This is a genomic window from Mycobacterium sp. NGS68 (assembly GCF_059812195.1).
Window position 1 is genome coordinate 37,862 of record NZ_JCALCE010000031.1, and the last position, 19,520, is coordinate 57,381.

At 68.7% G+C, this 19,520-nt stretch carries 16 protein-coding genes, 1 pseudogene and 1 riboswitch; of the genes and pseudogenes, 8 read left to right on the plus strand and 9 right to left on the minus strand.

The features are described from left to right. Positions 1 to 14: 14 nt before the first annotated feature. The 3 genes from AC5Y5V_RS25230 to AC5Y5V_RS25240 form a co-directional block, all read right to left on the minus strand. Positions 15 to 2,735 (minus strand): ATP-binding cassette domain-containing protein, encoded by a 2,721-nt coding sequence (locus AC5Y5V_RS25230; RefSeq protein ID WP_499940684.1) that lies wholly within the window; start codon positions 2,733 to 2,735, stop codon positions 15 to 17. A gap of 4 nt (positions 2,736 to 2,739) precedes the next feature. Continuing rightward, on the minus strand, positions 2,740 to 5,301 hold the full coding sequence (locus AC5Y5V_RS25235) for an ATP-binding cassette domain-containing protein (protein WP_499940685.1): 2,562 nt from the start codon (positions 5,299 to 5,301) through the stop codon (positions 2,740 to 2,742). Between the two features lie 63 nt (positions 5,302 to 5,364). Beyond that, entirely contained in the window at positions 5,365 to 6,573 is a 1,209-nt protein-coding gene (locus AC5Y5V_RS25240; protein ID WP_499940686.1) for an NADH:flavin oxidoreductase, read from the minus strand. 150 nt (positions 6,574 to 6,723) lie between these two features. Between AC5Y5V_RS25240 and AC5Y5V_RS25245 the strand changes: the two genes are divergently transcribed. Next, the gene (locus AC5Y5V_RS25245) at positions 6,724 to 7,569 is read left to right on the plus strand and encodes a bifunctional methylenetetrahydrofolate dehydrogenase/methenyltetrahydrofolate cyclohydrolase (RefSeq protein ID WP_499940687.1); all 846 of its coding nucleotides are present in this window, start codon (positions 6,724 to 6,726) and stop codon (positions 7,567 to 7,569) included. Continuing rightward, positions 7,566 to 7,847: a DUF3017 domain-containing protein gene (locus AC5Y5V_RS25250; RefSeq protein WP_499940688.1), complete on the plus strand. Its 282-nt coding sequence runs from the start codon at positions 7,566 to 7,568 to the stop codon at positions 7,845 to 7,847. Before AC5Y5V_RS25245 ends, AC5Y5V_RS25250 begins: the two co-directional genes overlap by 4 nt. A gap of 55 nt (positions 7,848 to 7,902) precedes the next feature. Here the strand turns inward: AC5Y5V_RS25250 and AC5Y5V_RS25255 are convergent. Next, a pseudogene (locus tag AC5Y5V_RS25255) lies at positions 7,903 to 8,304 on the minus strand (DUF732 domain-containing protein); the annotation flags it as partial. 192 nt (positions 8,305 to 8,496) lie between these two features. Between AC5Y5V_RS25255 and AC5Y5V_RS25260 the strand changes: the two are divergent. From AC5Y5V_RS25260 to AC5Y5V_RS25275, 4 genes are all read left to right on the plus strand, one after another. Continuing rightward, positions 8,497 to 9,942, plus strand: coding sequence for an FAD-dependent oxidoreductase (locus AC5Y5V_RS25260; protein WP_499940689.1), 1,446 nt, complete (start codon positions 8,497 to 8,499; stop codon positions 9,940 to 9,942). Positions 9,943 to 10,014: 72 nt separating this feature from the next. Further along, the gene (locus tag AC5Y5V_RS25265; protein WP_499940690.1) at positions 10,015 to 10,350 is read left to right on the plus strand and encodes a DUF732 domain-containing protein; all 336 of its coding nucleotides are present in this window, start codon (positions 10,015 to 10,017) and stop codon (positions 10,348 to 10,350) included. 98 nt (positions 10,351 to 10,448) lie between these two features. Further along, a complete protein-coding gene (locus AC5Y5V_RS25270; RefSeq protein WP_499940691.1) occupies positions 10,449 to 11,819 on the plus strand; it encodes an HNH endonuclease signature motif containing protein in 1,371 nt (456 codons plus the stop codon). A gap of 138 nt (positions 11,820 to 11,957) precedes the next feature. Continuing rightward, a complete protein-coding gene (locus AC5Y5V_RS25275; RefSeq protein WP_499940692.1) occupies positions 11,958 to 12,743 on the plus strand; it encodes an alpha/beta hydrolase in 786 nt (261 codons plus the stop codon). Position 12,744: 1 nt separating this feature from the next. Here the strand turns inward: AC5Y5V_RS25275 and AC5Y5V_RS25280 are convergent, their stop codons facing one another. The 4 genes from AC5Y5V_RS25280 to ephH all read right to left on the minus strand — a co-directional run bounded on the left by AC5Y5V_RS25280 (position 12,745) and on the right by ephH (position 16,990). Continuing rightward, entirely contained in the window at positions 12,745 to 13,479 is a 735-nt protein-coding gene (locus AC5Y5V_RS25280) for a class I SAM-dependent methyltransferase (protein WP_499940693.1), read from the minus strand. Next, positions 13,476 to 14,609 carry a homoserine O-acetyltransferase MetX gene (gene metX / locus AC5Y5V_RS25285; protein ID WP_499940694.1) on the minus strand — a complete coding sequence of 378 codons (1,134 nt, stop codon included), beginning with the start codon at positions 14,607 to 14,609 and terminating at the stop codon, positions 13,476 to 13,478. The genes AC5Y5V_RS25280 and metX overlap by 4 nt, the downstream gene beginning before the upstream one ends. An 8-nt stretch (positions 14,610 to 14,617) precedes the next feature. After that, entirely contained in the window at positions 14,618 to 15,973 is a 1,356-nt protein-coding gene (locus tag AC5Y5V_RS25290; RefSeq protein ID WP_499940695.1) for a bifunctional o-acetylhomoserine/o-acetylserine sulfhydrylase, read from the minus strand. A 40-nt stretch (positions 15,974 to 16,013) separates the two neighbouring features. After that, a riboswitch (SAM riboswitch) is annotated at positions 16,014 to 16,135 on the minus strand. Between the two features lie 57 nt (positions 16,136 to 16,192). Continuing rightward, positions 16,193 to 16,990, minus strand: coding sequence for an epoxide hydrolase EphH (ephH, locus tag AC5Y5V_RS25295; protein WP_499940711.1), 798 nt, complete (start codon positions 16,988 to 16,990; stop codon positions 16,193 to 16,195). 143 nt (positions 16,991 to 17,133) lie between these two features. Here ephH and trpS point away from each other — a divergent pair, with 143 nt between their 5' ends. Next, positions 17,134 to 18,153 (plus strand): tryptophan--tRNA ligase, encoded by a 1,020-nt coding sequence (gene trpS / locus AC5Y5V_RS25300; protein ID WP_499940696.1) that lies wholly within the window; start codon positions 17,134 to 17,136, stop codon positions 18,151 to 18,153. A gap of 7 nt (positions 18,154 to 18,160) precedes the next feature. Then, a complete protein-coding gene (gene yhjD, locus AC5Y5V_RS25305; protein WP_499940697.1) occupies positions 18,161 to 19,207 on the plus strand; it encodes an inner membrane protein YhjD in 1,047 nt (348 codons plus the stop codon). Here the strand turns inward: yhjD and AC5Y5V_RS25310 are convergent. Further along, on the minus strand, positions 19,204 to 19,518 hold the full coding sequence (locus AC5Y5V_RS25310) for a DMT family transporter (RefSeq protein WP_499940698.1): 315 nt from the start codon (positions 19,516 to 19,518) through the stop codon (positions 19,204 to 19,206). The two genes, yhjD and AC5Y5V_RS25310, sit on opposite strands and share 4 nt — an antisense overlap. Positions 19,519 to 19,520 lie beyond the last annotated feature (2 nt).

Below are 19,520 nucleotides of genomic sequence, written 5' to 3' on the forward strand. Positions count from 1 at the left end.
CGCAGCTGACGGCCCTACCGCTTGAGGCGGACCCGCCACCGCACGGCAACGAAGTACACGACCGACTGCAGCGCCAGCATGCCCATGTCGAACAGCCAGGTCGCGGAGTCGTGCTTGAAGTGGCTGTCGCGGGGGCTCTGCGGGCCCGGTGACACGGTCCACAGGTCGACCGTCGACGCCTGGGCGGCGTATCCCCACCGCGAGGGCACCAGCCACGAAAGCTGGTCGAGGAAGATCCGGTTGGTCACCGGCACCATGCCGCCGGAGAGCACCATCTGCCCCATCAGCGACACCACCAGCAGCGGCATGATCTGCTCGTTGGAGCGCGCCAGCGCCGACATCAGCAGCCCGAGCATCGCCGCGGTCACACACGTCGCCGCGACCGCGACGAACAGCTCGAGGCTGGCGTTCCCCAGCAGTAGGGCCGGCTTGGTCGGCGCGCCCTTGCCCAATATCACGATGCCGGTGGCGATGGCCGCCTGGATGACGGCGAACGCGCTGAACACCGCGACCTTGGCCAGCAGATACGCCGTCGTGGACAGGCCGACGGCCTGTTCGCGCCGGAAAATCTGACGCTCGCCGATCAGGTCGCGGATGGTCAGCGCGGTGCCCATGAACGCGGCGGCCATGGTGAGCAGCGTCAGGATCATCCCGGGCTCGCCGGCCGAGTCGCTCATCGGATCGGCGAAGCCGAAGCCGACGTGGCCGGGAACGGTCAGCGAGAGGGCGCCCATGACGAACGGCAGTATCGCCAGGAAGGCGAAGTAGGCGCGGTCGGAGATGACCAGCCGGATCTGGCGGCGTGCGATCGTCGAGAACTGTCGGCGCTTGCTGGTGTGCGCGGGTTCGCCCAGATCGCCCAGCACCTCGGCCTCGGCGAGCGGCGGCTGGTTCCGGGCTTCCTCGCGCTCCCGGAAGCGGCGGTTGGCCTCCTCGGGGTCCGCCCCGACCTTGCCGAAGATATGGGCCCAGTTGGTCGTGCCCATGACGTCGCCGATCTGGCCCGGTGCGCCCAGGAACGCCGTTTTGCCGCCCGGCGCCATCAGCAGCACCTGGTCGCAGACGTCGAGGTAGGTCAGCGAGTGCGTCACCACCAGCACCACACGCCCGGCGTCGGCGAGTTGCCGCAGCATGTTCATCACTTGCAGGTCCAGCGCCGGGTCCAGACCGGAGGTCGGCTCGTCGAGGATCAGCAGCGACGGCCCGGTGAGCAACTCGAGCGCCACCGAGGCGCGTTTGCGCTGCCCGCCGGAGAGGTTGTCGACGCGGGTGTCGGCGTGCTGGGTCAGGCTGAGCTCTTCGAGCACCTCGGCGACGACCTGGTCCCGGTCGGCCTTGTTGGTGTCGGGCGGCAGCCGCAGCTCGGCGGCGTAGCCGAGCGCCTGGTTGACGGTCAGCTGGCGGTGCACGACGTCGTCCTGCGGCACCATGCCGATCCTGCTGCGCAGCGAGGCGTATTCGGTGTGGATGTTGTGGCCCTCGAACGTGACCGCGCCGGAGCTGGGCGTGGTGTACCCGGCGATCAGCCGCGACAGCGTGCTCTTGCCGGCGCCCGACCCGCCGATCAGCGCGGTCAGCGTGCCGGGCCGGGCGACCATCGAGATGTTGTCGAGCAGCGTCTTGCCGCCGATGCTGAAGACGACGTCGCGCACCTCCAGGCCGCCGGTGCGCGTCGCCGCTTCGGCACGGCGGACCAGCTCGCCGCCGGTGAACAACAGGTCGACGTTGCCGATCGTGACCACGTCGCCCTCGGTCAGCATCGCCGACCCCACCCGGATCCCGTTGACGAACGTGCCGTTGGCGCTGTTGGCGTCGCGGATCTCGGCGCCCAGCGGGCTGGGAACCAGGTATGCGTGGTAGCGCGAGGCCAGCACGTCGTTGATGACGATGTCGTTGTCGATCGACCGGCCGATCTTGGCGGCGCCCGCGACCGACGGCCCGGATCCGCGCCCCAGGACCCGCAATCGCCCGGTCGGGACTTCCTCATCCTGTCCGCGCTGGATGAGGCGGCGGCCGGGCCGGATGATCGGAACGGCCCGGGTGCGCTGGGCCTCGTCCGACGGCGGCTGAGCGGCCACCGGCGGCTGAGCGGCCGGCAGCGGCTGAGCGGCCGACGGCGGCTGAGCGCCCACCGGCGGCTGAGCGGCCGACGGCGGCTGAGCGGCCGGCAGCGGCTGCGACTGAGTGGATGGCCGGAACAGCCGCGGCGCGGTGGCCGGCCGCGGGATGGGGCTGGACCCGGTGTTGCGCGGCGCGACGGCCCCCGAGCCCGTGTTGCGCGGCGCGATCGGCCCCGAACCGGTGTTCCGCGGCGCGATGGGTCCCGAGCCCGTGTTGCGCGGCGCGACGGGCCCCGAGCCCGTCACGGTGGGCGCCGTGATCACCGGAAGCGTCTCGGTCGGCGGCAGCAGGCCGACGGCTCCGTCGTGGTGTCCGACCTGGAAGGCCAGCCGCGGCCCGTCGGGCTTACCGATGTTGATCGCCTGGCCGTCGCGGATGTCGACAGCCGGCACCCGCTTGCCGTCGACGTACAGGCCGTTGAGCGAGTTGTTGTCGATCGCCACCCACCGGCCCTGGTCGAACCGCAGCAGCAGGTGCGCGCGAGCGATCAAAGGATGCGCCACGCGCAGGTCGGCGCGCAGATCGCTGCCGACGACGACGTCTCGACCGGCCGCGAAGCTGCCCCGTGATCGGCCGGAATGGACAGTCAGGACGGGTGCGGAGACGCCTGTCATGCCGTCAGTGGCTCTTGAGCCGGATTTTCCACCGGATGATGCAGAAGTAGAGGATCGACAGCAGCACGAGCATGCCCAGGTCGAACAGCAGGATGTGTGTCTTGTGCTGCCAGATCGGATCGTCCAGCGGCAGCTGTTTCATCGTCACCAGGTTGGGAAAGTCGACCGACGCCGACATCGCCGCGAATCCCCAGCGCGCCGGGGTGAGCCAGGAGAGTTGATCCAGGCCGGTGCGTTGGTACACCGCGATCAGTGCGCCGCACAGCACGAACTGGGACATGATCGACACCACCAGCATCGGCATGATCTGCTCGCTGGAATTCGCCCAGGCCGACAGCATCAGGCCGAACATCGCCGACGCAACACACGCGAATGCGACGGTGATGAACAGCGACAAGCTGGCGTCGCCGAAGAATGGAGGCTTGGTCGGCGGCGCGTCCTTGCCGAGGATCACGATGCCCGTCGCGATCGCCGCCTGCGCCGTCGCAAAGGCGGAGAAGACCACCACCTTGGCCAGCAGATATGCGGTGGTGGACAGGCCGACGGCCTGCTCGCGCTTGAAGATGGGACGTTCGCCGATGAGGTCACGGATGGTCAGGGCGGTGCCCATGAAGACCCCGGCGATGGTCAATATCATCATGATCTGCTGCGGCTGTGTGGGTGCGGGACCCATCATGTCCGCTTTGCCAAAGCCAGGATTGTCACCCTTTACCGTCATCGCCAGCAGGCCCATCAGGAACGGCAGTAGGGTCAGGAAGATGGTGTAGCCGCGGTCGGAGACGACGAGCCGAACCTGGCGGCGCGCAATCGTCGAGAGCTGGCGCATCAGCCCGGTCTTCGGCGGTTCGCCCAGATCGGCCGGACCCGCCTGCGCGGCCGACACCTGCTGTTGCTGACCGCCGCCGCGCTCCTTGAAGCGGCGGTTGGCCTCGTCCGGGTCGGCGCCGACCTTGGCGAAGATGTCGGCCCAGTTGCGGGTGCCCATGGCGGCCTCGACCTGGTCCGGCGGGCCGCAGAACGCGACCTTTCCGCCGGGCGCCAGCAGCAGGATCTGGTCGCAGACGTCGAGGTAGGAGATCGAGTGGGTCACCACGGTCACCACGCGGCCGGCGTCGGCGAGTTGGCGCAGCATCAGCATCACCTGCCGGTCCAGCGCCGGGTCCAGACCGGACGTCGGCTCGTCGAGCAACAGCAGCGACGGCTGGGTCAGCAGCTCCAGCGCCACCGAGGCGCGCTTGCGCTGACCGCCGGACAGCTTGTCCACGCGGGTGTCGGCGTGCTTGGTCATCTCGAGCTCTTCGAGGACCTGGGCGACGACCTGCGAGCGCTCCTGTTTGCTGGTGTCGGGCGGAAGGCGCAGCTCGGCGGCGTAGCCGAGGGCCTGGTTGACGGTCAGCTGGCGGTGCACGACGTCGTCCTGCGGGACCATCCCGATCCGGCTGCGCATGGATGCGTACTCGGTGTGGATGTTATGGCCCTCGAAGAGCACGGTGCCTTCGCTGGGGCTCGTGTAGCCGGCGATCAGCCGGGACAGCGTGCTCTTGCCGGCGCCGGACCCGCCGACGATGGCGGTCAGCGTGCCGGGCCGGGCGGTCAGCGAGATGTGGTCCAGCAGCTGCTTGCCCTTGTCGACGACGAAGCAGACGGAGTTCACCTCGAGGCCGCCGGTGCGGGTCGCCGCGGCGGTGCGGCGGACCAGGTTGTCGCCGCTGAACACGAGGTCGACGTTGCCGATGGTGACCACGTCGCCCTCGGCCAGGATCGCCGAGCCCACCCGGACGCCGTTGACGAATGTGCCGTTGACGCTGTTGTTGTCACGAATCTCGCTGCCCAGCGGGGTCCGGGTCAGGAATGCGTGGTGGCGCGACGCCAGAACGTCCTGGATGACGATGTCGTTGTCAGTCGCGCGGCCGATGCTGGCCGCGCCGGCCGGAGCGTTCGGCGCCGCGGAGCGGCCCGGGACCAGCGCGTTGAACATCTTCGTCGCGATGTTGCCCGCCTCCGGCGGCCGCGAGAGCGCGGGCTCCAGCTCGGTGCGCGGGGCCGCCTCATACGCCGGGGACGACGGCCCGTAGCCGCCTCCGGGGCCGGGCGGGTACGGCGGTCGTCCGCCGCCCGGGTGTCCGGGAGGGCCACCGGGGCGCGGCGGGGCGCCGCGGGGCGGTTGCTGTCCGGGCCGTGGCGGTGCGCCAGGAGGCCCCGCCATGGAGGGGATGCGCATCCCCGAGGTCTGCGGCGGGCGCCCGGCCATCCCGTGGTGGCGACCGATCTCGAACGTCAGCGCCGGGCCGTCCGGGTTTCCGATGTTGACGGTTTGGCCGTCGCGGATGTCGACCACGGGTACGCGGCGGCCGTTGGCGTAGGTGCCGTTGAGCGAGCCGTTGTCGATCGCCAGCCACCGGCCCTGATCGAAGCGGAGCAGCAGGTGGGCACGGGAGATCAGGGGATGCGTGATGCGCATGTCGGCCCGGAGGTCGCGTCCAACCACGACGTCGTGGCCTGCTGCGAACGTCCGCTCCGAACCGTCGTGCCGGACGGTCAGCGCAGGCGGGGCAGGGGGAGTCATCGACCCAACTTTAGCGGGTGATCCCTGCTCAACAACTGCAACATTTGAGTATCTATTTGAGTCTTAAGTGAGTCGGTGTTCCGGCGCGAGCCGGTCCGGCGCGCCGGTGACCACACAGTGGGTGCGGCTGTAGATCGTCGGCATGCACAGATTGCAGTGCGTGCAGGCGGAATGCGCCTGGTCAGCGTCGTTTTTGAGGCGGTTGATCAGATCCGGTTCGGCCAGCAGCGCCCGGGCCATCGCGACGAACTGAAAGCCCTCCGCCATGGCCAGGTCCATGGTGTCCCGGTTGGTGATGCCGCCGAGCAGGATCAGCGGCATCTTCAGTTCGGCGCGGAACAGCTTGGCGTCGCGCAGTAGGTAGGCCTCCCGGTAGGGATACTCGCGCAGGAACTTCTTGCCCGTCATCCGCATGCCCCAGCGCACCGGGGGCTTGAAGGCGCCGGCGAATTCCTTGATGGGCGCGTTACCGCGGAACAGATACATGGGGTTGACCAGCGAACTGCCCGCGGTCAGCTCGATCGCGTCCAGCCCGCCGTCTTCCTCCAACCACTTGGCGGTGATCAGCGACTCCTCGGTGGAGATCCCGCCGCGCACGCCGTCGGCCATGTTGAGTTTGGCCGTGACCGCGATCTGGTTGCCGACGGCGCGCTTGACCGCCAGCACCAACCCGCGCGCCACCTTGGCCCGGTTCGCCAACGATCCGCCGAACTCGTCGTCGCGCCGGTTGATCAGCGGCGACAGGAACGAGCTCGCCAGATAGTTGTGGCCCAGGTGGATCTCGACGGCGTCGAAGCCCGCCTCTACCGCCAGGCGGGCCGCGTTGGCGTGGTCGGCCAGCACGTCGTCGATGTCCTCGCGACTGGCTTTGCGGGCGAACTTCATGCCGATCGGGTTGAAGAACCGCACCGGCGCCAGCGCGGTGGCCTTGTTGGAGCGGGCGTCGGCGACGGGGCCGGCGTGACCGATCTGCGCGCTGACCGCCGCGCCCTCGGCGTGGATCGTTTCGGTGAGCCGACGCAGCCCGGGCACCGCCTCCGGACGCATCCAGAGGCCGTTGCCCCCGGTGCGCCCGCCCTGCGAGACCGCGCAGTAGGCGACCGTCGTCATGCCGACGCCGCCCGCGGCGGGCAGGCGGTGATATTCGATCAGGTCGTCGGTGACCAGCGCGTCGGGCGTGCGCGCCTCGAACGTCGCGGCCTTGATGATCCGGTTGCGCAGGGTCACCGGGCCAAGCTGGGCGGGACTGAACACGTCTGGGGCTGCAGACATACCGCGAGCCTAATGGCGGTCGCAAGCGCGGCGAAGCCGGGCGCCGCGGGTCGCCATCATCGGGTGCCGCGCCGATCGCAAGCGCGGCGAAGCCGGGCGCCGCGGGTCGCCATCATCGGGTGCCGCGCGCGACATGAAAGACTGTTCGGCGTGGGCGCAATCACGCTGGACGGCAAGGCCACCCGCGACGAGATCTTCGTCGACCTGACAGAACGGGTGGCGGCGCTGACCGCTGACGGCCGCACGCCCGGGCTGGGCACCATCCTCGTCGGCGACGATCCGGGGTCACAAGCGTACGTCCGCGGCAAGCACGCCGACTGCGCCAAGGTGGGCATCACGTCGATCCGCCGCGACCTGCCTGCCGACATCTCGCAGGCCACGCTGGATGACACCATCGACGAACTCAACGCCAACCCGGAGTGCACCGGCTACATCGTGCAGCTGCCGCTGCCCAAGCACCTGGACGAGAACGCGGCCCTCGAGCGGGTGGACCCGGACAAGGACGCCGACGGCCTGCACCCGACCAACCTGGGCCGGCTGGTGCTGATGGATCCGGCTCCGCTGCCGTGCACGCCGCGCGGCATCGTGCACCTGCTGCGCCGGTTCGACGTGGAGATCGCGGGCGCGCACGTCGTTGTGATCGGCCGCGGCGTCACGGTGGGCCGGCCGTTGGGGCTGCTGCTCACCCGCCGCTCCGAGAATGCCACGGTCACGTTGTGCCACACCGGAACTCGCGACCTACCCGCGCTGACCCGGCAGGCCGACATCATCGTCGCCGGCGTCGGCGTGCCGCATATGCTGACCGCCGACATGGTGCGTCCCGGCGCCGCCGTCGTCGACGTGGGTGTGAGCCGGGTGGACGGCAAGCTCACCGGGGACGTGCATCCCGACGTGTGGAGGGTCGCCGGCCACGTGTCGCCGAACCCGGGTGGCGTCGGCCCGCTGACCCGGGCGTTTCTGCTGACCAACGTCGTCGAGCGGGCCGAACGGCGATGAGCCTGCGGTCCATGGCGCGGGCGCAGTGGCCGATCCTGTTGGTCGGGCTGATCTTCGCGACGGCTTTTGTGTTGGCGGGGGCCAACTTCTGGCGTCGCGGCGCCCTGTTGATCGGTATCGGCGTCGGGGTGGCCGCGGTGCTGCGACTGGTGTTGTCCGACGACGGGGCCGGCCTGCTGGTGGTGCGCAGCAAAGGCACCGACTTCATCACCACCGCGTCGGTCGGGGCCGCGATGGACTATGTCGCGTGGACCATCGACCCACTGGGCACGGGTTAGACCCTGCGGGTTCGCGTTTCGCCCGACTGCGCCGCGCTCGCGATCACCGCTAGATCCCTGGGATATTCGGCAGGTTGGGCATCTTGCCGTTGGCCACGTCGGCCATCATCTGCGGGCAGTACATGGAGATCGCGATCCTGGTGAACATGTTGGCCATCTCCGGTGATACGCCGTTGCCGCGCACGCGCGCGGCGGCCGCCGCGAAGTTTCCGCCCGGCTGCGACAGCATGGGGCACACCGACTGGCCCAGGGACACGGCGTTGCCGGGCTCGCCGTAGTTGACGCCGGCGTTGTTCAGGGCGCCGATGAACGAATCGTCGAGCGGGCTGGCCTGGGCCGGTGCTGCCAATATCGCTGTCGCGGTGAGGATTCCGGCCGCCGCCGCGAACAGCCGAATGGTCAGCGGCTGATAGCGGAACATCCAGATCCACCGATGCGCAGCAGCCAGTGCCTTCATTGAGCCCCCCAGTTTGTCGCAGAGTGCACATGTGGCACTCGAATCACTTAAGGAACTCTGATCTATCACTGTCACGTTTACAACACGGTGGGATAAAGGTTTGTGCACTAAGCGTTTCGCTTCGGCGCTTCGACGGGGAGATTGTCTAGGGACCCAGACACGGCTGCGCGCAGAGGATTTCAGGGATGCGAAATGGTTGAGGATCGGCGCCGTGAAGTGTCGCGCCAAACGTTCCTTCGCGGCGCCGTCGGGGCGCTGGCTGCGGGGGTGATGTTTCCGGCCATGCGGGCGGCCGCCGACCCGCCCGGGGGCTGGAGCGGCCTGGCCTCCTCGATCGGCGGCAGTGTGCTGCTGCCGGCCAACGGCTCCCAATTTGCTACCGGCAAGCAGGTTTTCAACTCGCTCTACAGCGGTTCCAGCCCGGCGGCCGTGGTCACCGCGTCGTCGCAGTCCGACGTGCAGAAGGCGGTCGCTTTCGCGACCGCGAACAAACTGAAGATCGCCCCACGCGGCGGCGGGCACTCCTACATCGGCGCGTCGACCGCCAACGGGGCCATGGTGCTCGACCTTCGTCAGCTGCCCGGTGGGATCAATCTCGACGGCGGCAATGTCACGGTCACCCCGGCCACCGGGCTGTATGCCGTGCACCAGGCGTTGGCCGGCGCGGGCCGGGCCATCCCGACGGGCTCGTGCCCCACCGTCGGCGTCGCCGGGCTGACGCTGGGCGGCGGCCTGGGCGCGGACTCCCGCCACGCGGGCCTGACCGCCGACGCGCTGCAGTCGGCGACGGTGGTGCTGCCCAGTGGTGACGTTGTCACCGCCTCCGCCAACGACAACCCGGATCTGTTCTGGGCGCTTCGAGGCGGCGGCGGTGGCAACTTCGGGGTGACGACGGCGATGACGTTCTCCACGTTCGCGACCGCCGACAAAGACGTGTTGCGCCTCGAATTCCCGCCGGCTTCGACGGTGCAGGTGCTCACCGGCTGGCAGTCCTGGCTGAACGCGGCCGACCGCGACACCTGGGGCATGGTCGATCTGTCGATGGGCGCCGGCCAGGCGAACTGCCACGTTTTGGCGACGTGCCCGGCCGGGGCCGGTTCGGGCGTCGTCGACGCGCTGAAGTCCGCGGTTGGCGTGCAGCCCAGCGCGGTTCAGACCAAAACCCTGGGCCACATGGACCTGGTGATGTATCTGGCCGGCGGCAGTTCGACCAGCTCGCCGCGTGGGTTCGTCGCCGGCTCCGACGTGATATCCACCGTGAATTCCGCTGCGGCTCATGCCATTGCGACGGCGATAGGGCAGTGGCCCGCGTCCGGGGGACGGGCGTCGGTGCTGATCGACCCGCTGGGCGGTGCCGTGAACGACGTCGGCGCGGCGGATACGGCCTTTCCGTGGCGGGGGCAGTCGGCAGTGTTGCAGTGGTACGTCGAACCGTCCGCCAGCGTCGTGCCGGTGGCCACGAAGTGGCTGAGCTCCGCACACCAAGCGGTGCAGCAGTTCTCGGCCGGCGGCTACGTCAACTACCTGGAGACCAACACGTCGGCGGCGCGCTACTTCGGTGGCAACCTGTCGCGGCTGTCGTCGGTCCGGCAGAAGTACGACCCCAACCGGATCATGTTCTCCGGCCTGGACTTCTGAGTTTCCGCAAGCTTTCTCCGCGGTTCGGCCAGTCTTCATGTCTGGGCCGCTTTGCAGCCGCAGACTGCGCGGATGTCTCTGCCTCGGTGGCTGGCCGTCCCCTTCGTGCTCTGCGCTCTCGTGGCCGGCGCAGGTGTTGCGAACGCCGATCCGACAAACGACGCGTACCTCTCGCAGCTGCGCGGCCTCGGTTTCACCTGGCCGGTAGATTACGACGATTCGATGGTCGGCATGGGTTACATCATCTGCGACGACCTCACGCTGGGGTGGACACCGGAGCAGATCGCTCAGCACGTGCACGCGACCCTGGATGCCAGGGGAGTGACGTACGGACAGGTCGAATCGATGGTGCGACTGGCGCATTCGACGTATTGCCCCACTCATCGGTGCTGGTTCGGGGAGTGCTGAGGGGCGGTTTCGCGACCCCGCGGATCCCGTGTGTCACTTGCGTTTCATGAGTCCCAACCCGGCCGTTGTTGTCGGTAGGCGGGCGTAGTGTTTCGAACATGAGTTCGACTGTGGTGGGTGCGGCGTTCGATGCGCTCGATGCCGCCCTGGAGGCCGTGTTGGGTCTGGACTTCGAGGCGCTGGACACGGTCGAGCGGTTGGGGGTGTTGGCGCGGGTGGAGCGGGTGCGCCGGCGCCTGCCCGCGGTGGAGCATCCGCTGCTCAACCAGCTGGCGGCGACCGCCACGGCGGAGGAGTTGGGCGGCAAGCTGGCCTACGCGGTGGCGGAGTGGACGTTGATCCGCCGTAGCGAGGCGGGGCGGCGGATCGCCGCGGCCGCGGAGCTGGGGCCGCGGCGCGGGTTGACGGGGGAACCGTTGGCGCCCGCGCTGGCCGCGACGGCGGCCGCCCAGCGTGCGGGGACCCTGGGTGGCGAGCAGGTGGCGGTGATCCGCAAATTCGTCCACGGCCTGCCCAGCTGTGTGGACGCCGCCACCCGGGAGAGCGCGCAGGCGCGGCTGGCTAAGGAGGGCACCCAGTTTCGGCCCGAGCAGCTCGAGAAGCTGGCCGATCGCCTCACCGACTGCCTCAACCCTGAGGGCAGCTACCGCGATGAGGACCGCGCCCGGCGGCGCGGGCTGACCCTGGGCCGCCAGCAGGCCGACGGCATGTCAGAGCTGCGCGGGCTGCTGACACCGGAAGCGCGCGCGACACTGGAGGCGGTGTTGGCCAAGCTGGCCGCCCCGGGCATGTGCAACAACGAAGACCAGGTGCCGTGTGTGGACGGCGCCCCGTCCCAAGAGGCGATCGAGCAGGACCGGCGCTCAGCCAGTCAGCGCAATCACGATGGGCTGCTGGCCGCCAACCGGGCGCTGCTGGCCTCGGGGAAGTTGGGTTCCCACCACGGGTTGCCGGTGTCGATCGTGGTCTCCACCACGCTGGCCGAGCTGGAAGCCGGCGCCGGCCGCGGGCTGACCGGCGGCGGCACCATCTTGCCCATGAGTGATGTGCTGCGGCTGGCCGGCCACGCCCACCACTACCTCGCCATCTTCGACAACCACGGCAGATCGCTGGCGCTGTATCACACCAAACGGCTGGCCTCCCCCGCACAGCGGCTGGTGCTGCACGCCAAATTCGGCGGCTGCACGGCCCCGGGCTGCGACGTCCCCACCTACTACACCGAGGTCCACCACGTCACCGACTACGCCAAATGCCGGGTCACCGACATCAACGACCTCACCCCGGGCTGCGGCCCGCATCACCGCATGCTCGCCGCCGGCGGTTGGCTCACCCGCCAAAACACCGCCGGCCAAACCGAATGGATCCCACCCCCACACCTCGACCGAGGCCAACCCCGCACCAACACGTTCCATCACCCCGAGAAACTCTTACGCGACGGAGACGACGACGAAGGCGGAGAAGTGAGTTGACGGGGTCAGTCCACGTCGCCATCGCCACCGAAAAACTCTGTGCACGAGGATATTCGAACGTGCGCGGTGTCGTCGAGCACGTCCTGGATTCCGTCGTTTCGACCGTGGCGAGTAGGGCGAACCAGCTACTATCACGCAATGCTCGAAGTGATCGAGAAGGGCGCAACCACCGAGCAGCACCCGTCGCCGCTGCTGTTCGTCCACGGTTCCTGGCATGCGGCATGGTGCTGGGCGGAGCACTTCCTGGATTTCTTCGCGGACAAGGGATATCAGGCCGTCGCGTTGAGCATCCGCAACCACGGAAACAGCCACAAGAAGCGCCCGAGGTTGAGTTCGGTCGCGGACTGGGTCAGCGATGTCGCCTCGGTCGCCGACGATCTTCCCGCACGGCCGGTCGTCATAGGCCACTCGATGGGCGGCCTGCTCGTGCAGAAGTATCTGGAGACGCACAGCGCGCCGGCCGGCGTGCTGGTGGCGTCGATGCCGGTGAGCGGCGGCGCGCGGGCGGTGTTCCGAGCCATGGGCCGCCACCCGTTGCGCGCGGCCAGGGCAATGGTCACGGGCAGGTCGCGATGCCTGTTCAGCACACCGAAGGCCGCCCGGGCGAACTTCTACTCGGCCCGCACTCCAGAGGCAGACGTCGCGCGCTACGCGACGTTGCTGGGCGAGGAGTACTCGGGAAGGCAGACGCTCGACCTGACCATGCTCGACCTGCCCAAGCCCGCGCGGGTGACCACCCCGCTGCTGGTCTTGGGCGCCGAGGACGACGCAATGTTCAGCCAGGACGAAATCCGCGCCACGGCAAGCGCATACGGCACCGAGGCCGAGTTCTTTCCGGACATGGGACACAACATGATGCTCGAACCTGGTTGGGAACAGGTCGCCGAAAGGATCGACGACTGGCTCACCGGCCGCGGCCTGTGAACTACTGCGCCAGCGTCGCCCGGATGCAAACGGTGACATACGGCAGCGCCAGGCCGTTGGCATTCGCCAGCGCCGAGTGGGTGGCGAGCAGCTCCCGCACCTTGTCCAGCGTCTTGGTGCGCACCTCGGCCGGGGAGTTGATGCAGTATGTGCGAGACGCCACCAGGTCGATAAGCGCCTGCGGCGTCAGGTAATTCGTCCACTCCACCTGATGGCGTTCCACCGCGCTGAACGGCTCGGGCAGCGTCGCCCGGTCGCGCAATGGGTCGTCGTCGCGGCCGATGATCTGGCTGAGCTCGCGCACCCAGCCCAGCCGTTCGTCGCGAGTGTTCCACACCAGGCCCAGCCGGCCCCCCGGCCGGAGCACCCGGGCCACCTCGGGAATCGCCCGCTCGGGGTCCACCCAGTGCCATGCCTGGGCGACCAGCACCGCGTCGACGCTGTTGTCCTGCAACGGAATCTCTTCGGCGGTGCCCAGCAGCGCCTCGGTCGACGGCAGCGAAGCGCGCAGCACTTCCAGCATTTCCGGGATCGGGTCGACGGCCACCACATCCAGGCCGCGCTCGACCAGCCTGGTGGTCAGCTTTCCGGTACCCGCCCCCAGGTCGAGCACGTCGCGTGCACCGGGCGGCAACAGCCAGTCGATCGCTTCCGGCGGATACGTCGGGCGGCCGCGCTCGTAGGCGGCGGCGGCCGAGCCGAAGGACCTGGAGCGGTCTTGCCTGGCGCGCGTCATCGTGGACACGCGCCGTCGGCCAAAGTCAACGTCTCGCGGATCAATTCGCCGACGGCATCGGTCTCCACCAGGAAGCCGTCGTGCCCGGACATGGACTCCACCACCCGCAGGCCGGCGCAGCCGGGCAGCAACTCGGCCAGCTCCTCCTGCAGGCGCAACGGGTAGAGCCGGTCGGACGTGATGCCGCCGACGACCACGGGAGTCGGACAGCCGCGCAGCGCCGCGGCCACCCCGCCGCGCCCCCGGCCCACGTCGTGGCTGTTCAGCGTCTCGGTCAACGTCACATAGCTGCCGGCGTCGAACCGCGTCAGCAGCTTGTCGCCCTGGTATTCGAGGTAGCTCTGCACGGCGTAGCGACCGCCGGCCGCCAGGTCCTCGCCGCCTTGCGCGTGGTTGGCGAACCGGGTGTCGAGGTCGACCTCGCCGCGGTAGGTCAGGTGCGCGAAGCGGCGGGCGATCTTCAGGCCGTCATCGGGCGCCCGGCCGGTCTCGTAGTAGTCGCCGCCCTGCCAGTTCGGGTCGGCCTTGATGGCCGCGATCTGGGTGGTCTGGGTGCCGATCTGGTCGGCGGTGGCGCGCGCCCCGACGGCCAGCAGCAGGCCGGACCGCACCCGGTTCGGGTGGCCGACAATCCATTCCAGCGCTCGGGCGCCGCCCATGGAACCGCCAACGACGGCCGCCACCTCGGTTATTCCCAGCGCGGCCAGCGCGGCGATGTCCGCCTGCACCTGGTCGCGCACGGTGATCAGCGGAAACCTGGACCCGTAGGGCTTTCCGTCGCGGGCCAGCGAGCTGGGCCCGGTCGAGCCGCGGCAGCCGCCCAGCACGTTGGTGGCGATCGCGCACCAGCGGTCGGTGTCGATCGCCGCGCCCGGCCCGGCCACACCGTCCCACCAGCCGGGCGTGGGATGCCCGGGGCCTGCGGGGCCGGTGATGTGCGAATCGCCGGTGAGCGCGTGCAGCACCACCACGACGTTGTCGCGCGTGGGCGACAATTTGCCCCAGCGCTGCACGGCGATGCTGACGTCGTCGAGCACCGCGCCGTTTTCCAGCCTCAGCGAGCCGATAGCAACTGAGCCGACGACACCTTGTTCGGGCAGTGTCTGGGTGGGCACGTCGGAGATCGTCACGTCACACCTCAGACGGCGGCCACGGACTGCGATTCACCGCTGAACTTCCTGGCCGCGGCAAAGCCGAGTTCCAGGTCGGCCAGGATGTCGTCGATGTGCTCGATCCCGACGGCCAGCCGCACCAGCCCCGGCGTCACGCCGGTGGCCAGTTGCTCGGCGGCGCTCAGCTGGGCGTGCGTCGTCGACGCCGGGTGAATCACCAGCGAGCGCACGTCACCGATGTTGGCGACGTGGCTGTGCAGCTGCAGCGCGTTCACGAACGCTTTGCCGGCGTCGGCGCCGCCGGCCAGCTCGAAGGCCAGGACGGCGCCGGTTCCCTTGGGCGCCAGCTTCTTTCCCAGCTCGTACCACGGCGACGACGGCAGCCCGGCGTAATTCACCGACAGCACGCCGTCATGCCCTTCGACGTACTCGGCGACGCGCTGCGCGTTGGCGACGTGCCGTTCCATCCGCAGGCTCAGCGTCTCGAGGCCCTGTGCCACCAGGAACGCGTTGAACGGCGAGGCCGCCGACCCGAGGTCGCGCAGCAGCTGCACGCGGGCCTTCAAAGCGAACGCCGGTGGCCCGAGCTCGGCGAACACCACGCCGTGATAGCTCGGGTCGGGCGTGGTGAAGCCGGGGAAGCGGCCCTGCGTCCAGTCGAAGGTTCCGCCGTCGACGATCACCCCGGCGATCGCCGCGCCGTGCCCACCCAGGTACTTGGTGGCCGAGTGCACCACGATGTCGGCGCCCTGCGTGAACGGCTGGATCAGGTAGGGCGTGGCGATGGTGTTGTCGACGATCAGGGGCACCCCGTTGCGGTGGGCGACCTCCGCGACGCCGGGGATGTCCAGCACGTCGATCTGCGGGTTGGAGATGGTCTCGGCGAAGAACGCCTTGGTGTTCGGCCGCACCGCCGCCTGCCACGAGTCCAGGCTGTCCGCGTCCTCGACGAAGCTGACCTCGATGCCGAGCTTGGGCAGCGAGTAGTGGAACAGGTTGTAGGTGCCGCCGTACAGGCGTGGGCTGGACACGATGTGATCACCCGCGGCCGCCAGGTTCAGGATGGCGAACGTTTCCGCGGCCTGACCGGAGCTCAGGAACAGCGCGGCCACGCCGCCCTCCAGAGCGGCGATGCGCTGCTCGACGACATCGGTGGTCGGGTTGCCGATCCGGGTGTAGATGTTGCCCGGCTCCTCGAGCCCGAACAGCGCGGCGGCGTGCGCGACGCTGTCGAACGTGTACGACGTGGTCTGGTAGATCGGCAGCGCGCGGGCGTTGGTGGTGGGATCGGGCTGCTGGCCCGCGTGCACCTGCTTGGTCTCGAACGACCAATGCGCGGTCGGATCGGCCTCGGTGCCGTCGGTATTGCCGTCGGTGCTCATCAGAAGTGTCCCCTGTCTGGCTCAGGGGCCCGTTATGGCGGACCCGCGCTTGCCGTGTAGCCGCTTCATGGGCTACTCAACCTGGTCATCACCCGGGGCACCCCACCGCGGTTGGAGGGTTGCCGGCCAGCAAGCCGGGGCTTAACGCTGGCGCTCATGACCGAACTGGAGCGTATCGCATGCCGACGAGTCGGTGCCAATTCCGCTAGTAGGGCGCGGTTAACTCGCGGGTGGGTCGATCACCCGCGCGGGATTGATGTGCTCCTCGAGGAAGTCGTGGATCACCTCGGTAACGCGGCCGGGGGCCTCGAACATCGGAACGTGGCCCACCCCGTCGAGCTGGCTCACCTTATGACCGGGCGGCAGGTGGCTCAGGAAGTGCCGCGTGAACCTGGGCGACGGGATCACCCGGTCCTTCTCGCACATCACCAGCTGGACCGGGACGGCGTTGCGGGTAAGCTCACGCAGGCCGTGCAGCAGCGTGGCCTTGACCAGCAGCTGCAGGTAGGCGGGGCAATGCGCGACGTCATCGATGCAGCCGAGCAGTTCGGGCTCGCTGACCCCGTCCGGTGAGGCGCTGATCGCGTACGTCGCCAGTCGGCGGCTGAACGGCAGCGCCATCACCCGCGGCCCGAGCAGCCAGGCCAGCGCCAGCAGCGGGACACCCAGGATGAACTTGGCGATCACCTCGAACTTGACGGGGCTCCAGCGCGTCCAGCCGCCGGCCGGGGCGATGCCGGTGACGCTGCGCGCCCGCCCGCGCGAATCCAGCTCGAACGCGACCCAGCCGCCCAGCGAGTTGCCGACGATGTGGGCGGTCTCCCAGCCCAGTTCGTCCATCTGCCGCTCCACGTGATCGGCGAGCACGCTCGAACTCAGGAACCAGGTGCCGGCGCGTGGCCCGCCGTTGTGGCCGGCCAGGGTCGGGGCGAAGACCTCGTAGTTGCCGGTGTCGGCCAGTTGCTGGGCCACCGTCTCCCATACCGCCTGGGACAGCAGAAATGGATGCAGCAGCAGGACCGGCTCGGCCGAGCCGTCCTTGGGGCCCAGGTGGATGGGCGCACGGCGAAGTGTCATAACGCCGACAGTAAATGCGGTACCGCTGGTATCGCAAGCGTGTGCGGGCGGGGCGCTCGGCGCGTGAAAAGATCAACGGCATCATGAGCACCGCAACCGGATCCCGCCGCATCTTCTCCGGCATTCAGCCCACGTCCGATTCGCTGCATCTCGGCAACGCGCTGGGCGCCGTGATGCAGTGGGTGCCGCTGCAGGACGACTATGAGTCGTTCTTCTTCGTGGCCGATCTGCACGCCATCACCATCCCGCAGGACCCGAAGGAGCTGCGTCGTCGAATCCTGCTGACCGCCGCGCAATATCTGGCGCTGGGCATCGACCCGGCCCGCAGCACCGTCTTCGTGCAGAGTCACGTGCCCGCGCACTCCCAGCTGGCGTGGGTGCTGGGCTGCTTCACCGGCTTCGGCCAGGCGTCGCGCATGACGCAGTTCAAGGACAAGTCGACGCGCCAGGGCGGCGACTCCACCAGCGTCGGGCTGTTCACCTACCCGGTGTTGCAGGCCGCCGACGTGCTGGCCTACGACACCGATCTGGTCCCGGTGGGGGAGGACCAGCGTCAGCACTTGGAGTTGGCGCGAGACATCGCGCAACGATTCAACGGCCGCTTCCCTGGCACTTTCGTCGTCCCCGACGTGCTGGTCCGCAAGGTCACCGCCAAAATCTACGACCTGCAGGACCCGACGGCGAAGATGAGCAAGTCGGCCAGCAGCGACGCCGGGCTGATCAATCTGCTGGACGATCCGGCGTTGTCCGCCAAGAAGATTCGCTCGGCGGTGACCGACAGCGAACGCGAGATCCGGTACGACCCGGACGCCAAGCCCGGCATCTCGAACCTGCTGAGCATCCAGTCCGCCCTCACCGGGGCGGACGTCGACGCCCTCGTCGACGGCTACGCGGGCCGCGGCTACGGCGACCTGAAAAAGGACACCGCGGAGGTCGTTGTCGAATTCGTCCGCCCGATCAAGTCCCGCGTCGACGAACTGACCGCCGATCCCGCCGAATTGGAGGCCCTGCTGGCCGCCGGGGCACAGCGGGCCAACGAGGTCGCCAGCAAAACCGTTTCCCGGGTCTACGATCGTTTAGGCTTCCCTCCGCAACGGGAATAGGTGGTCCATGAACGAGCAGGCCGAGCCGGCCAAGCCGGCCGAGCCGGGATTCTTCGACCGGTTGCGGGCTCGGTACGGGTGGTTGGACCATCTGGTGCGCGCCTATAAGCGCTTCGACGAGCGCCACGGCACCTTCTTCGCGGCCGCCCTTTCCTACTACACGATCTTCGCGCTCTTCCCGTTGCTGATGGTCACCTTCTCGGTCATCGGGTTCCTGCTCGCCCAGCAGCCCAAATGGCGACACACGATCGACGCGCACATCATGGACGCCTTCACCGGCCAGATGTCGCACCAGATCATCGATTTGATCAACCGGGCCATCGATTCGCGCGCGTCGGTCGGCGTGATCGGCCTGGCGACTGCGGGCTGGGCGGGCCTGGGCTGGATATCCCATCTGCGGGGGGCGCTGACCGAGATGTGGTGGGAGCGGCGCATCGACTCACCGGGCTATTTGCGCAACAAGATCTCCGACCTGCTCGCGATGCTGGGCACATTCGTGGTCATGCTGGCGACCATCGTGCTGTCCGCCCTCAGCCACTCCCGGCCGATGGCCGCGGTCCTTAAATGGTTTGGCATTCCAGAATTTTCGGTTTTCGACGACATCTTCCGTTTCGTCTCGTTCGCGGTGTCGATGTTGGTCTCGTGGTTGTTGTTCACGTGGATGATCGCCCGGTTGCCGCGCGAAAAGGTTCCCCTGGTCGCCTCGATGCGGGCGGGTTGGATGGCGGCAATCGGGTTCGAGGCGTTCAAGCAGCTCGGCTCGATCTATCTCTCGGCGGTCACCGGCAGCCCCGCGGGCCGCACCTTCGGCCCGGTGATCGGGCTGATGGTATTCGCCTATATCACCGGCTTTCTCGTGCTCTTCTCTGCCGCGTGGGGGGCGACGGCGTCCACCGATCCGCGGGCCAAGTCCGTCGATCCGCCTGCGCCCGCGATCATTTCGCCGCGCATCCAGATCGACGAAGGTCTGACCACCCGGCAGGCCGCGGCCGCGGTCTTCGCGGGAGCCCTTGGCGCGCTGACGTTTTCACGCCTGATGCATTGGCGCCGCTAGCCGGCGATTTTGAGGCCGACGACGCAGCCGACGAGCCCCACAATCAGCGCGGCCTTGATCGCCGACGCGGGTTCGGCGCCGGTCAGCATCGCGTACGCGACCGTCAGCACGGCCCCGATGCCGACCCATACCGCGTAGCTGGTGCTGGCGGGCAGGCTGCGCATTGCCGTCGCGAGCCCCAGCATCGAGAACGCCAGCGCGACAGCAAAAAGCAGCGACGGACCCAATCGGGAGAATCCGACCGATTTGTGCAGGGCGGTCGCCCACACTGCCTCCAGCACTCCCGACGCGACCAAGACAAGCCAAGCCACCG

Bases quoted from the DNA above. Each gene is read 5' to 3' on its own strand.
- AC5Y5V_RS25230 (WP_499940684.1), bottom strand. From the start codon at position 2,735: ATGACAGGCGTCTCCGCACCCGTCCTGACTGTCCATTCCGGCCGATCA.
- AC5Y5V_RS25235 (WP_499940685.1), bottom strand. From the start codon at position 5,301: ATGACTCCCCCTGCCCCGCCTGCGCTGACCGTCCGGCACGACGGTTCG.
- AC5Y5V_RS25240 (WP_499940686.1), bottom strand. From the start codon at position 6,573: ATGTCTGCAGCCCCAGACGTGTTCAGTCCCGCCCAGCTTGGCCCGGTG.
- AC5Y5V_RS25250 (WP_499940688.1), top strand. From the start codon at position 7,566: ATGAGCCTGCGGTCCATGGCGCGGGCGCAGTGGCCGATCCTGTTGGTC.
- AC5Y5V_RS25260 (WP_499940689.1), top strand. From the start codon at position 8,497: ATGGTTGAGGATCGGCGCCGTGAAGTGTCGCGCCAAACGTTCCTTCGC.
- AC5Y5V_RS25265 (WP_499940690.1), top strand. From the start codon at position 10,015: ATGTCTCTGCCTCGGTGGCTGGCCGTCCCCTTCGTGCTCTGCGCTCTC.
- AC5Y5V_RS25270 (WP_499940691.1), top strand. From the start codon at position 10,449: ATGAGTTCGACTGTGGTGGGTGCGGCGTTCGATGCGCTCGATGCCGCC.
- AC5Y5V_RS25275 (WP_499940692.1), top strand. From the start codon at position 11,958: ATGCTCGAAGTGATCGAGAAGGGCGCAACCACCGAGCAGCACCCGTCG.
- AC5Y5V_RS25280 (WP_499940693.1), bottom strand. From the start codon at position 13,479: ATGACGCGCGCCAGGCAAGACCGCTCCAGGTCCTTCGGCTCGGCCGCC.
- AC5Y5V_RS25290 (WP_499940695.1), bottom strand. From the start codon at position 15,973: ATGAGCACCGACGGCAATACCGACGGCACCGAGGCCGATCCGACCGCG.
- trpS (WP_499940696.1), top strand. From the start codon at position 17,134: ATGAGCACCGCAACCGGATCCCGCCGCATCTTCTCCGGCATTCAGCCC.
- yhjD (WP_499940697.1), top strand. From the start codon at position 18,161: ATGAACGAGCAGGCCGAGCCGGCCAAGCCGGCCGAGCCGGGATTCTTC.